Source organism: Nocardia concava NBRC 100430, from assembly GCF_000308815.1.
In the GTDB taxonomy this organism is placed as follows: Bacteria; Actinomycetota; Actinomycetes; order Mycobacteriales; family Mycobacteriaceae; genus Nocardia; species Nocardia concava.
This window is the reverse complement of record NZ_BAFX01000186.1, coordinates 18797-29659: the sequence shown is the minus strand read 5'-3', so window position 1 is coordinate 29659 and position 10863 is coordinate 18797. Positions and strand designations below refer to the sequence as shown.

21 protein-coding genes are annotated in these 10863 nt (G+C 66.7%); 18 read left to right on the top strand and 3 right to left on the bottom strand.

Translation table 11 applies throughout. From position 1 onward, the window contains the following. The first annotated feature begins 145 nt into the window (after positions 1-145). Positions 146-1507: a tyrosine-type recombinase/integrase gene (locus ON43_RS36610; RefSeq protein WP_040815110.1), complete on the top strand. Its 1362-nt coding sequence runs from the start codon at positions 146-148 to the stop codon at positions 1505-1507. Here ON43_RS36610 and ON43_RS36605 read toward each other — a convergent pair. The 3 genes from ON43_RS36605 to ON43_RS36595 all read right to left on the bottom strand — a co-directional run bounded on the left by ON43_RS36605 (position 1504) and on the right by ON43_RS36595 (position 3283). After that, positions 1504-2313 carry a hypothetical protein gene (locus ON43_RS36605; protein ID WP_040815108.1) on the bottom strand — a complete coding sequence of 270 codons (810 nt, stop codon included), beginning with the start codon at positions 2311-2313 and terminating at the stop codon, positions 1504-1506. The genes ON43_RS36610 and ON43_RS36605 overlap by 4 nt on opposite strands. A 49-nt stretch (positions 2314-2362) precedes the next feature. Beyond that, positions 2363-2653 (bottom strand): helix-turn-helix domain-containing protein, encoded by a 291-nt coding sequence (locus ON43_RS36600; RefSeq protein ID WP_083914074.1) that lies wholly within the window; start codon positions 2651-2653, stop codon positions 2363-2365. A gap of 387 nt (positions 2654-3040) precedes the next feature. After that, positions 3041-3283 (bottom strand): helix-turn-helix domain-containing protein, encoded by a 243-nt coding sequence (locus tag ON43_RS36595; RefSeq protein WP_167333489.1) that lies wholly within the window; start codon positions 3281-3283, stop codon positions 3041-3043. A gap of 184 nt (positions 3284-3467) precedes the next feature. On the opposite strand from ON43_RS36595, the gene ON43_RS36590 reads away from it, so the two are divergent. The 17 genes from ON43_RS36590 (at position 3468) to ON43_RS43040 (ending at position 10858) form a co-directional block, all read left to right on the top strand. Then, on the top strand, positions 3468-3716 hold the full coding sequence (locus ON43_RS36590) for a helix-turn-helix domain-containing protein (RefSeq protein WP_040815103.1): 249 nt from the start codon (positions 3468-3470) through the stop codon (positions 3714-3716). After that, entirely contained in the window at positions 3713-3916 is a 204-nt protein-coding gene (locus tag ON43_RS36585) for a helix-turn-helix domain-containing protein (protein WP_040815097.1), read from the top strand. Before ON43_RS36590 ends, ON43_RS36585 begins: the two co-directional genes overlap by 4 nt. After that, on the top strand, positions 3913-4143 hold the full coding sequence (locus ON43_RS36580) for a helix-turn-helix domain-containing protein (protein WP_040815095.1): 231 nt from the start codon (positions 3913-3915) through the stop codon (positions 4141-4143). The genes ON43_RS36585 and ON43_RS36580 overlap by 4 nt, the downstream gene beginning before the upstream one ends. Beyond that, positions 4140-4337: a hypothetical protein gene (locus tag ON43_RS45260; protein WP_167333488.1), complete on the top strand. Its 198-nt coding sequence runs from the start codon at positions 4140-4142 to the stop codon at positions 4335-4337. Before ON43_RS36580 ends, ON43_RS45260 begins: the two co-directional genes overlap by 4 nt. Positions 4338-4403: 66 nt before the next feature. Next, positions 4404-4694, top strand: coding sequence for a hypothetical protein (locus ON43_RS36575; protein ID WP_040815093.1), 291 nt, complete (start codon positions 4404-4406; stop codon positions 4692-4694). Beyond that, positions 4691-5191: a hypothetical protein gene (locus ON43_RS36570; protein ID WP_040815092.1), complete on the top strand. Its 501-nt coding sequence runs from the start codon at positions 4691-4693 to the stop codon at positions 5189-5191. Before ON43_RS36575 ends, ON43_RS36570 begins: the two co-directional genes overlap by 4 nt. After that, complete coding sequence (locus tag ON43_RS45255) at positions 5188-5361, top strand: hypothetical protein (protein ID WP_157514327.1); 174 nt, start codon at positions 5188-5190, stop codon at positions 5359-5361. The genes ON43_RS36570 and ON43_RS45255 overlap by 4 nt, the downstream gene beginning before the upstream one ends. Before the next feature lie 3 nt (positions 5362-5364). Then, on the top strand, positions 5365-5658 hold the full coding sequence (locus ON43_RS36565; protein WP_083914072.1) for a WhiB family transcriptional regulator: 294 nt from the start codon (positions 5365-5367) through the stop codon (positions 5656-5658). Further along, positions 5658-5921: a hypothetical protein gene (locus tag ON43_RS45250; RefSeq protein ID WP_040815090.1), complete on the top strand. Its 264-nt coding sequence runs from the start codon at positions 5658-5660 to the stop codon at positions 5919-5921. The genes ON43_RS36565 and ON43_RS45250 overlap by 1 nt, the downstream gene beginning before the upstream one ends. Further along, entirely contained in the window at positions 5918-6754 is an 837-nt protein-coding gene (locus ON43_RS45245) for a PD-(D/E)XK nuclease-like domain-containing protein (RefSeq protein ID WP_157514326.1), read from the top strand. Before ON43_RS45250 ends, ON43_RS45245 begins: the two co-directional genes overlap by 4 nt. Further along, complete coding sequence (locus ON43_RS36550; protein WP_051179737.1) at positions 6751-7773, top strand: hypothetical protein; 1023 nt, start codon at positions 6751-6753, stop codon at positions 7771-7773. Before ON43_RS45245 ends, ON43_RS36550 begins: the two co-directional genes overlap by 4 nt. Beyond that, on the top strand, positions 7770-7985 hold the full coding sequence (locus ON43_RS36545) for a hypothetical protein (protein ID WP_040815088.1): 216 nt from the start codon (positions 7770-7772) through the stop codon (positions 7983-7985). Before ON43_RS36550 ends, ON43_RS36545 begins: the two co-directional genes overlap by 4 nt. Then, on the top strand, positions 7982-8719 hold the full coding sequence (locus ON43_RS36540) for an alpha/beta hydrolase family protein (protein WP_051179735.1): 738 nt from the start codon (positions 7982-7984) through the stop codon (positions 8717-8719). The genes ON43_RS36545 and ON43_RS36540 overlap by 4 nt, the downstream gene beginning before the upstream one ends. After that, positions 8719-9018, top strand: coding sequence for a hypothetical protein (locus ON43_RS36535; protein ID WP_040815087.1), 300 nt, complete (start codon positions 8719-8721; stop codon positions 9016-9018). The genes ON43_RS36540 and ON43_RS36535 overlap by 1 nt, the downstream gene beginning before the upstream one ends. Next, on the top strand, positions 9019-9354 hold the full coding sequence (locus ON43_RS36530; protein ID WP_040815085.1) for a GIY-YIG nuclease family protein: 336 nt from the start codon (positions 9019-9021) through the stop codon (positions 9352-9354). Next, the gene (locus tag ON43_RS43045) at positions 9354-10382 is read left to right on the top strand and encodes a hypothetical protein (protein WP_051179733.1); all 1029 of its coding nucleotides are present in this window, start codon (positions 9354-9356) and stop codon (positions 10380-10382) included. The genes ON43_RS36530 and ON43_RS43045 overlap by 1 nt, the downstream gene beginning before the upstream one ends. Further along, on the top strand, positions 10379-10858 hold the full coding sequence (locus tag ON43_RS43040; protein ID WP_157514325.1) for a hypothetical protein: 480 nt from the start codon (positions 10379-10381) through the stop codon (positions 10856-10858). The genes ON43_RS43045 and ON43_RS43040 overlap by 4 nt, the downstream gene beginning before the upstream one ends. The last annotated feature ends 5 nt before the right edge of the window (positions 10859-10863 follow it).

Genomic DNA, 10863 nt, shown 5'->3' with positions numbered 1-10863 from the left:
AGAGGAAAGAGCCCCTGATCTGGTACATCACCAGATCAGGGGCTTTTTTCGTGTCTCTGGAGAACTGGCGCGTTTTGCCTGGATCAGTCGTCATCAGTGTGCTGTAGCCTACAGTTCTGGCCTACAGTGATTCCGAGGTGCGGCGATGGAGCAGCGAGACGGCATCTGGTCGGAAACCCTCGAGGTGACCGCGACCAGTCAGGCGGACCTGATCAAGCGGCTAGCGGCCGTCCAGCGTGTCCTGAAGAAGATGGATGCAGCACCAAAGAAGGCGCGCCGTGCCCGCGGTGAAGGCACGATCTTCCGCAGGGCGGACGGCATGGTCGTAGGGCAGATTGACCTGCCGCGCGGCCCGGACGGCAAGCGCAACAAGTCCAAGCCGATCTACTCGAAGGACTACGCGGTCGTCGTAAAGGGGCTGAACAAGCTCAAAGAGGATGTCGCGAACGGCATTCCGCAGACCGACAAGCGGCTGACCGTGGAGACGTATCTCAAAGACTGGATCGTGAACACGGCCAAACCGAACCTGAAGCCTAAGGCGTACGGCGCATATCAGTCGGCCATCGCGACTCGCATCATTCCGTCCATCGGCGATCGCATCCTTTCGTCGTTGTCCACCAATGACATTCGTCACATGCACGCCTGGATTCTCGCTGCCACCTACACCCGCGGCGGCGAGGAAGTCCCCTACACCACGCGCTCAGTCGAGGAAGCCCACAACGTACTGAGCGCTGCGCTCCGAGATGCGTTGGCGGACCAGAAGGTAACCCGCAACGTGTGCAAGCTGGTGAAGAAACCCGGAGTTATCTCGAAGTCTCATGGGGCGCTCACCTCCGAGCAAGCGCGCACGGTGCTTTTGAAGGCGCTCGAGGCTCACGACGCGATGGTGACCCGCTGGGCGGCCGGGCTGATGCTCGGCGGTCGCCAGGGCGAGCTGCTCGGCCTGGAATGGGACCGTGTGGACCTGGAGAAGGGCGTGCTGGATCTGGCGTGGCAGCTGGAATGGCTTCCGCTGCACAAGGGCGCGGACTCCGAGGATCCGAAGCGGTTCGATGTGCCGGCGGCCTTCGAGCATCGGCCACTCTGGAAGGGGGCGGCGCTGACCCGCCCGAAATCCAAGCTGTCCCAGCGCATGATCCCGATTCCTGAGCCGCTGGCCGCGATCTTGGCGGTTCACAAGAAGAACAGCGAGCCGAACCCCTGGGGCCTGGTGTGGGTGGCCCCGCCGAGCAAGCGCTACAAGGGTGTCAAGCCCGTCCCGGATGACGAGGACCGCGCGGGCTGGGCGGCGGCGCAGGCGCGCGCAGGAATCGCCGAACCGGTCGATGTGCACGCGATGCGTGGCACGACGGCGACCCTCCTCATGGAGGCAGGCGTCCCGGACAAGATAATTCAGGCGATCATGGGTCACTCGAACGTGATCACGACGCGCGGATACCAGACAGTGAATCTGGACGCCGCCCGCAAGTCGCTCGGCAACCTGCATGGCCTGCTGGAGTTGGCCTAGCGATGCGCTGGCCGCCACCAGCCGCGGGCAAGGAACGCCGCCGATCCGCTCGCGGCCAGTAGCGCCAGGCCTGGAATCGCCCACACGGACATCACGCCGAGCGCATGGCGCTGCAGCGCGCCTACACCGTCCATCGCGGCGATGGTCGCGGCCGTGGTGGCATACCCGATGCCGCAAGTGCCAACGCAGACCATCACCCACAGGGCGGGCCGAAGATCGCGTTCGGCCGTTGTGCGTAAGCCGGTCGCCGCGGCCGTCACCACGAGCACGCCGCCCACGAACGCCCACCCGCCATACATCGCAGTGAGTAGGCGCGTGCCGATGTCGCCGAGGTCCAGCATGTCGTCCACCTCGGTATGCGGCAGATCGCTCGCCGCGTAGATCACCAGCACTACGGCGGCCGTGACGGCGTTCGCGGCGGTCCAAAGCCACAGGGACGCAATCGCTCGCGGTCGATGGCCGTGAATCGCGTGCACCAATCGGCGCGTGCGGTCGTGTTCGGCCAGAACGTCGCGCCACCACGCATCAAGCCGAGACTCGCGGCGCAGCGCCCGCAGCGCCATCACGCCCAGCGCCCACCAGGCGGCCAGTGTCAGCAGGATATGCAGGAGGTCCGACAGGTTTGCGAGACCGACGCTGCGTCGTAGCGCGCCGTCCATCGCGTGATCGACTGAGGGGAAGTAGAAAACAAACCCGAGCGCAATCGAGACCAGGCTGAAAGTAAGCCACGACCAGGGCAGGAGCGCGATACGGGCGACACAGACCGCGAGCAAAAGCACGAGAAACCCGACCAGCACGAACAACATGCGCGAATCCTACGAGCGGACACCGACATTCCGGACCGAAACCGACCGGTCACAAGCCGAGCATGTCACGCCATTCATCCGCCGATGTCACCATCGGGTAGTCGCCCGTTTCGTATCGTGTCCGTGCGGCATCGAAAAGCGTTGTGGGAGAGATCTTTAGGAATGCAGCTATCGCGAAGATCTCTTCGAACGTCGCGCCGCGATCGCCGCTCTCCGTGCGGATATACGTGTTCTTAGCCCAGTCAAGGCCCCTCCACATGTCACGTTGCAGTAGCCCAGCTTCCTCACGGCGAACGCGCAGTTCATGCCCGAACGCCCTGTTGAGGCTTCCCCGATCCATGCCACCAGGTTATCGCGCGCGCCCTTATTGCAGTACCCAAATCTGGGTACTACCCTTACCACTGCTGGCTTCGATTTGAGAGCCAGCACTCCTTGGTTTAGGCGGCCCGGTCCGTAGTTGACGCACTGGCGCGGCCCATGGTTACGGGGTGCGGAGGGCGCAGTGAAAGACGCAGTACCGGAGGGCAATTCGGCCCAGTCTCGCGAGGACTTAAAGCCGATGGGGCGGGGATTGTTCCGAAGCTCAGCGAGTCGGATTCCTGGGTGTATGCCAGACGATCGCCGAGGTTTGGCTGACCTGATCTTGGCGGCACGGCATATGCCCGCGGCGCGGTTCGTGGTCGAAGTGCGCGCGAGGGGTTTCGATCCCGTCCGGGTACTGAACGACCTAGCCCCCGAGCTCGATCGCCTTTTCCAATAGCTCGCCCGGCTGGACACCTAGAGCCCTGCTGATCCGCAGCATTTGCGGCATACGCATTGACGACTGGCCGGTCTCGATCCGGCCGATGGTCTTCTTGCTGATGCCGGCCAGCTCGGCCAGCTCGTCCTGGGTCATCTTGTCGCGTGTGGCGCGCAAGACCATGATCGCCTTACCGAGCGCGATGTCGAGCCTCTGCGCGGCTTCGTCCATCTCGTCATCCCGGTCCCCAAGGCTGGCGCCTGATGCATTCATGTTGTCCATTTAAGGGCCAGAACTGACCATTCCACAAGTGTGCCGTCTGCGTGTCGAGGCGCGCCGCCGGTAGCTGGATAGTCCCTGGATAGTCACCGAAAGGGACAAGTGAGGGTTGTAAAGGGACAAATCTGTCCCTAGCATGGTCAACATGCTCCCCATTGAAGCGGCGATCAACGCGGCTACGGCGACAACGGTTCGCGATGCCATTGCGAAGACGAACCGGACTGAGAAGTCCGTCGCCGAGGGCGCGAACATCACCCCGTCCACCTGGCAGCGACGCATTCACGGCCGGACGGGTTTCTCCATCCACGAACTGAGCCGGATCGCCGCTGTTCTCGGCGTGAAGCTCAGCAGTGTTCTCGACACGATTGCGGAGAAGCTGCGATGACAGACGACCTGCGGCTCTACACCCTCGCCGAGACCGCCGCCCGACTGCACGTCACTGAGGACTGGCTCACCAAGCGCGTCCGCGCCCGCCAGCTGCCCGCGCGGAAGTCGGGGCGGAATTGGACCTTTTCGGCCGATGACATTCGCGCCGCTATCGAGGCCATGGCGGCGACGCCGGGCACGCGGAGGGCGGCGTCATGAATCCCGTTGGTCCTGTACAGATCTCCTACAACACGAAGCAGGCCGCCGACGCCACCGGTATCGCCGAATCCACGATTCGACAGCTGGTCCGCAAGGGGCAGATCGCCTGCCGCTACCTCGGTTCCACGCTGCTGATCGACGCCGAGGACCTTCAGCGCTTCTACCGCAACTTGCCCAGCGAGAAACAGGTGGACCGCGAATGCGCCGCGAACCGGCGGGCGTCATGAGCGCCCCATGGTTCGCGCCCTATGAGGCGGCGGCCGAGCGCGGCGCGCACATGCGCGTGCACACCCGCGGCTGCTCTTGCCTGAACTGCCGGTTTACCGGCCCTGATACGTCCCCGGTCTTCGCACCGGAGACCAGCACGCCCGGCGTGGGCGGCAATACCCCCGCGCCGGGCGTCCTGTCCAACAACCCCTGAAAACACCTGCGCCCCGCGAGGTACCAGCTCGGCGGGGCGCATTCCAGAGATCAAGGAGTGATCCTAATGGGGAAACACACCATCGGCCAGCACACCGGGCGCGCCCGCGCGCTGGTGCGCGCCGTTCTGCAGCACCGCCCCGCGCGGCCCGCCGCCCCGCAGTGGCGCGGCGACGACACGCAGCCCATCACCATCGCGACGCCGGTTGTGCGAAACGGCGAATGGGCGCTGCGCCCGGATCCGGTGGACGGGCCGCCGCCCTGGGATGAGTGGTTGCAGAACCTGCCGCCCGTGGACGGGTGGACCTCCACCGCGTCGTGGATGGCGCAGCACGGCCTGGACGGCGGTGCGCGATGAGCTCCCACACCTTCCTCGACACGATGCAGATCATCGATACCGGCAAGTTGGGCGTGCACTGGTCGCACGACGGGCGTCAGCTTGTCATCGATCTGACCGCGGATACGCGCCTGTTCATGACCCCGCGTGACGCCGAGCGCCTGGCCGACCTGATCAATGCCAAGTTGTCCGCTGCGCGCCGCATGGCCAAAGCCGAGGGCACCGAGTCCGGCATGACCGAACTCGACTGCGCCCTCATGCGGCCCGCGCCGCAGGACGCCCGCGACCACGCCCGGGTGGAGTGCCCCTATCCGAACGAGTGCCCCGGATGCAGGACCAAGGCTGAATCCCTCGCGGAAGCCGAGAAGTGGAAGGCGGCCACCAGGGGCGAGGCGCTGACCGATTGGGAACGCGAGTTGCTGGCGCAGGCCGAGGCCGACGACGACGGCGAGGACCGCCCCGAGGACCCCGACGCCGACCGCGACCGCGATATCGCCGACGACATGGGGGCGCTGTGAGCGAGCAGCGTATCCGCTTCGCCAACGGCCGCGAAGCCAGCGACCACGAATTGCACTGCGTCGCCCTGGCATTCGGGTTCTCGTCGTGGGACCACATGCGCCGCGAGTTCGTCGCACGGGACCGTGACCGCGCGATCACCCGCGCCGTCACGGACGCGAAGGCGGGGTGAACCGTGCCGACTCTCCAAGATGACGCCGCGTGCAAGGGCAGGCCGTGGCCGTTCTTCCCGCCCGGCCGGATCGATGACATGAACCGCCGACGGCGAGTAGATGAGGCTGTCGCCATCTGCGCCGATTGCCCTGTGCGCAGGGCATGTGCGCGGTTTGCGCTGGATCTCGACGCACGTCACGGCGTATACGCGGGCGTCGATCTCGGCGACAGCACCAGCACATCATCCAACTCGGTCGCCGGAAGGATTGTCCGGCTGCGCGAGCAGCTGGAGCGCATCGCGAGCGGGGGCGAGTGATGGCCCGCTACGAGAACCGCGACGACATCGCGGAACGCGCCCTGGCCATCTGCTACGACGTGCGAGATCCGGACGTGGGCGCGCAGTTTCATTACAGCCAGCTCGCTCACGCGTGCCAGGCCGACCCGGAACGTATGGCGCAGATCCTTCTGTGCCTGGCCACATGGGTACCGGTCGAACAGGGGCGCGAGGCCCTCGCCGACCGGGCGCAATCCGTGGTCGATGCCCGGGTGGAGCTTCTCGAATGGCGGGTGTCCGCGTGACCGCCCCGACCGAGCCCGGCGTCTACTCGGGTGTCCCCGAGTCCGTCTACCACGCCGACCGGAATTCGATCTCCAGTAGCCAGGCCCGCCGCCTGCTGGCGATATCCCCGGCTGAGTGGAAGTGGGAACTGGACCACCCGGAGGCACGCGTCCCTACCGACTCCATGGAGCTTGGAACCGCGGTACACACCGAGGTTCTTCGCAAGGGCGCGCGGTACATCCAGGTGAACGCGCCGAACTGGAAGAAGCCCGAGGATCAGCAGCGGCGCAAGGCGATCCGCGCCCGCGGCGAAGTGCCGTTGCTTCCCGCTCAGGTGGACCAGGTACGCGCGATGGCCGCCAGCGTGCGCAACCACCCGGTGGCCGGGCCGCTGTTCGAAAGCGGCACAGCGGAACTCAGCGCCTACGCCCGTGACCCGCAGACCGGGGTCATGATGCGCGCCCGGACCGACTGGCTACGCGAGACCGGCGGCGGCCAGCGGATCGCGGTGGACCTCAAAACCGACGAATCCTCAGATCCCGACGAGTTCGGCACCGCGGTTGCGCGGTGGGGCTACCACATCCAAGAGCCTTGGTACGAAGACGTTTTCGAGCTGGCGGGCCTGCCTATTTCGGCGTGGCTGTGGGTGGTCGTGTCCAAGCGCCCGCCCTACCTGGTGAGCGTGTGCGAGCTACCGCCGCGCGCGCTCGACCTCGGGCGCGAGTCCGTGCGCCGCGCTCTCGACATCTACGCGAAATGCAGCGCGGCCGACGAATGGCCCGGACACGCGCCCGTCATCCACCAAATCGACTTGCCCCGTTGGGCTTACAAGAACCAGGAGTACCGCCCGTGAGCAACGAAGTTGCGACCACCACCGACCAGTTCGTCCCCGTGCTCGGATCCGGGTTCGGCGATCCGCTCGGCGCAGTCACCATGTACGCCGACATCATCGACACGGCGTACAACCTGGCCGAGAAGCTGTGCCGCACACCGCTCGTCGGTACGGTCTACCGCGGCAAGCCTGCCGACGCGGCGGTGGCGATCCTGTACGGCGCGGAAATCGGCCTGAACCCGATTCAGTCGCTACAGCAGATATTCACCGTGCACGGCACCCCGTCCATCTACGCCCGGACCATGGTGGCCTTGCTGAAGCGGCGCGGCTACCGATTCCAGACCATTGAATCGACCGAGACCGTGGCGACCGTGACCGGCACCGCGCCGAGCGGCGACATCGAAACGTGCACGTGGACCATCGACCGCGCCACCAAGGCCGGGTACGTGCCACGGATCGACCCGAAGACCGGGAAATACGCGCTGAACAGCAACGGCAAGCTCGACGGGAACATGAAATACCTGACGGACCCGGCGAACATGCTCTACGCCAAGGCCGCCGCCGAGGTCTGCCGCCGCCTCGCGCCGGATGTCCTGCTCGGAATCTCGCGCACCACCGAAGATCTCGAATCCGAGCCCGCGCCCGCCCCGGTGCGCGTCGTGTCCGAGCGCGTCTCGGCGGCCGAGCTGCTCGGCGACGACCTGGCCGCCGCCAATCAGCCCGTGACCGTCGTTGAATGGAACGCCGACCAGGCGGCCGAACCTGTTTCGCCGGAACCCGAACCGGTCGTCAAGGAAGCTCCCACAGGTGACGCTGAGGCGAAGCGGCGCACCGTTCGGCGCATGACCAAGGCGCAGTCCGAGGTGATCGGCGAGCACCTGGCCGCCCTCGGCGTGGCCGAGGAAGCCGACCAGCTGGCGCTGGCGTCCAAGATCCTGGACCGCGAAATCAAGACCGTGGGCGCGCTGACCTACGACGAAGCCGAGACGCTGGCCGCCGAACTGGCCGCGGTCCGCGCGACAGATGGCGGTGTGGAATGATCCGTGACCCCTGGGCGGAGCAGGCGGCGCAGGACACGCCGCGCGCGCTGCGCGCAATCGCCAACCAGCTGGCCGCGCTGGTCGAACAGCAGAAGTTGCACCTGCTCATCACGTCGTACGTGACGGCGGCCGTGCCGCTGAATAACGAGGAGCGCGAAGCGGTCCGGGCGCACATCCGCGTCGCGCTCGGCCTGAGCGGGGGTGCGTCGTGATTGAAGTTCTCTGGCTGGCCGGCACTGGATTCGGCGCCGCGCCCGATGGCGTATCGCTGGCCTTCGCCGAGCACCTGGACCCGGCACGGTTCCGCTTCCGCGCGGTTCCGTACCCGGCGACGTACGGCGGCGTCGATATGCCGTATGCCGAGAGCCGCGCCATCGGGCGCAAGGCCCTGATCGATGCCATCGACCGCAGTCCGTACCCGGCCGTCATCGGCGGGTACAGCCAGGGCGCGGGCATCGCCGGGGACCTGGCGGCCGAGATCGGCCGTGGCCTGCACCCGCAATTGGACGTGCGGGCGTGTGCCCTGGTGGCCGATCCGTTGCGCCCGCGCGGTGATTACGGCTTCTATCCGGGCGCGTGGCTGTCTAGCGGCTACGGCATCTCGGGCGAGCGGCACATCTTCGGCCTGCCGACGTCCTGGGCCGCGAATGAAGGCGACCCGATCACCGCATTGCCCGCGGGCAACCCGCTCCGGTCGGTCGCGGACCTCACCGCCTGGTGGTCGCTGCGCTCGCCGGAGGACGCCGAACGGTGGGCGCAGGACTTACTGGAGCGCGCGAAACGCGGTGCGTGGCAACGCTGGTGGTCGCCGGAGAACTGGCGCACCTGGTCCGGCGCGATCGCGTACATGCGCGGCTACCTGTTCGACGGGCGGCACGGCCTCGATTACGTGCGGCTCGGCCACTGCGAGCGGCTGGCCATGGCGATCAATGGGGCGGTGCAGTGATGTCCGAACTCACTGCGGCGCAACACACGGCGCTGGCCGAGCTGGTCGGGTTCGCGCAGGCCCACGGCGTGACCTCGATCCGCGACGTGCGGGACCTGTCGATCAGCTACGCGCCCGAGGCAAGCCCTGGGCGCGGTAGCGACATCTTGGGCTTCTATGCCGACAGCTCGTACGTGGTGACGGCGCGCGTGGACCGATACGGCAACGGCCAGTTCTGCTTCGGAGAGGTCGATTGGACGCACACCGACGGCGACGACGCCGTGGTGTGCCCGGCGTGCGACGACCAGGAGGAGGACTAGATGGGTCTCGGACGCCGCACGCTCGCCCATGGGGTCGGCATCATGCCGCCCGTGGTCAACAAGGCCACGGTGCCACCCGCGCAACTCCGCGCGGGTGAGCACGTCCTCTATCGCTTCTTGAACGCCGATGCCGAGCCGATCTATATCGGCATCACCGGCGAGCCATACAACCGCTGGCAAGCCCATCTCGCGCGGGCCCCATGGGCTCGCGAGATCTCGGCCATCTACTACGTGGCCGGACTGACCGAGCACCGCGCCCGACAGCTGGAGCGCGAGGCCCTGCGCGCCGAGCGACCCCGCTATGACCGGACATTCAAGCGAAGGGCGGTGAGCTGATGGCCGCAGGCACTCGCGACCACGGCCGCGTGCTGTGCAAGATCTGGAACGACAAGGAGTTTCGCGCGCTGCCTCGCACCGCGCAGGCCCTCTATATCCAGCTGCTCTCGCAACCGACCGTGAACAACGCTGGCGTACAGCCGCTCATGCTCAGCAAGTGGGCGAAGGGCTGCAACGAGATCGACGCCGACAGCCTCATGCGAGACCTCGCAATCCTGGTCGAACGCCGGTTCATCGTGATCGACACCGAGACGGAAGAGGTACTGATCCGGTCGTACATCAGGCATGACGGGCTCTTGAAACACAAGTACCTGTTCAAGAACGCACTCACCTGCGCCGAGGCCGTGGAGAGCGAAGCGCTCCGCAAGGTGCTGGCGGACGAGCTGCGTCGCACGCGTCGCGTGGAGGCCCGCAAGACCATCGAGATTCTGGACCCGTACAAGCCGGACCCTGACCCCGATCGGGACTATTCCGGGTGGGGTGTGAATGCCGAGGTAAACCCAACGGAATCCCATTCTGATCCCGTCGGAACCCGATTCGAATCACCGATGGCATTCCGACCGGATTCGAATCACCCCGGTGTAGGTGAAGGTGAGTACGTAACTGAGAGTTCTAAATCTCCTTACGTAGGCGTTGCGCGCGCGAGCGAAAGCCGTTTCGACGAACCGCCGCCGCCCCGCGGCCCGGTCGTGGATGTGGACGGCTGGAAGCTCGTCCGGGATGAGATCCCCGACGAGCACCCGCATCCCGTGCGGACCGATCTCGCAATCCGCGCCGGGGCGCTGCTGAAGTCCGGCACCCCAGAGGCCGATGTCCGCGCCGCGCTGGCGTTGTGGCTCACGAAACCGAACGTCGGGCCCGGCGTCCTCCCGTCGCTGGTGTCCGAAGTCGTGAAGAACCGCAACCGCCCGGCCGCCACCGCGGCCCCGGGCGGCTCGACCGCAGACCAGCGCGTCGCACAGGCCCAGGCCGTCCGAGCCATGTTCGCCGCGCAGGAGCAGGCCGAGCGGAAGGCGCTGGAGCAATGACCATGACCCGCGCCGAGGTCGCCGACATCCTCACGGCCATCTCGAGTTTCGACCTGCGCACGGTCGGCGAGGCCGACGTGATCGCGTGGCACGCCGTCCTTGGCGACTTAGACAAGGCGCTGGCCCTCGAGGCCGTCGTGGTGCACCACAAGACCTCGACTGACCGGATCAAGCCCGCCCACGTGGTCGGCATTGCCCGTGGCCTGCTGCGCGACCGCCTGGACAAGGCCGCGGGCGAGGACTTCCGGGCGGCGCTGCCCGCGGCCCCGTACTCCGGCGGCTTGCCGATCAACGCCGAGGGCGATCCGGTCTGGTCCGCGTACGACGTGAACGGCGCGATCACCCGCGAGTGCCCGCGTTGCCACGCCGAGCCCAACTGCGCGTGCGTGACCGGGCGCGGCACCGCGCAGCGAATCCCGTGCCTCGAGCGTCTCAATCCGAAGGCTCACAGCGGACCGATCGGGGGCCGAGCGTGAACCGA

What these genes read in the sequence shown, in the direction of transcription:
- ON43_RS36610 (WP_040815110.1), top strand. Translation starts at nt 146, where the DNA reads ATGGAGCAGCGAGACGGCATCTGGTCGGAAACCCTCGAGGTGACCGCG.
- ON43_RS36605 (WP_040815108.1), bottom strand. Translation starts at nt 2,313, where the DNA reads ATGTTGTTCGTGCTGGTCGGGTTTCTCGTGCTTTTGCTCGCGGTCTGT.
- ON43_RS36600 (WP_083914074.1), bottom strand. Translation starts at nt 2,653, where the DNA reads ATGGATCGGGGAAGCCTCAACAGGGCGTTCGGGCATGAACTGCGCGTT.
- ON43_RS36595 (WP_167333489.1), bottom strand. Translation starts at nt 3,283, where the DNA reads ATGGACGAAGCCGCGCAGAGGCTCGACATCGCGCTCGGTAAGGCGATC.
- ON43_RS36590 (WP_040815103.1), top strand. Translation starts at nt 3,468, where the DNA reads ATGGTCAACATGCTCCCCATTGAAGCGGCGATCAACGCGGCTACGGCG.
- ON43_RS36585 (WP_040815097.1), top strand. Translation starts at nt 3,713, where the DNA reads ATGACAGACGACCTGCGGCTCTACACCCTCGCCGAGACCGCCGCCCGA.
- ON43_RS36580 (WP_040815095.1), top strand. Translation starts at nt 3,913, where the DNA reads ATGAATCCCGTTGGTCCTGTACAGATCTCCTACAACACGAAGCAGGCC.
- ON43_RS45260 (WP_167333488.1), top strand. Translation starts at nt 4,140, where the DNA reads ATGAGCGCCCCATGGTTCGCGCCCTATGAGGCGGCGGCCGAGCGCGGC.
- ON43_RS36575 (WP_040815093.1), top strand. Translation starts at nt 4,404, where the DNA reads ATGGGGAAACACACCATCGGCCAGCACACCGGGCGCGCCCGCGCGCTG.
- ON43_RS36570 (WP_040815092.1), top strand. Translation starts at nt 4,691, where the DNA reads ATGAGCTCCCACACCTTCCTCGACACGATGCAGATCATCGATACCGGC.
- ON43_RS45250 (WP_040815090.1), top strand. Translation starts at nt 5,658, where the DNA reads ATGGCCCGCTACGAGAACCGCGACGACATCGCGGAACGCGCCCTGGCC.
- ON43_RS36545 (WP_040815088.1), top strand. Translation starts at nt 7,770, where the DNA reads ATGATCCGTGACCCCTGGGCGGAGCAGGCGGCGCAGGACACGCCGCGC.
- ON43_RS36535 (WP_040815087.1), top strand. Translation starts at nt 8,719, where the DNA reads ATGTCCGAACTCACTGCGGCGCAACACACGGCGCTGGCCGAGCTGGTC.
- ON43_RS36530 (WP_040815085.1), top strand. Translation starts at nt 9,019, where the DNA reads ATGGGTCTCGGACGCCGCACGCTCGCCCATGGGGTCGGCATCATGCCG.
- ON43_RS43045 (WP_051179733.1), top strand. Translation starts at nt 9,354, where the DNA reads ATGGCCGCAGGCACTCGCGACCACGGCCGCGTGCTGTGCAAGATCTGG.
- ON43_RS43040 (WP_157514325.1), top strand. Translation starts at nt 10,379, where the DNA reads ATGACCATGACCCGCGCCGAGGTCGCCGACATCCTCACGGCCATCTCG.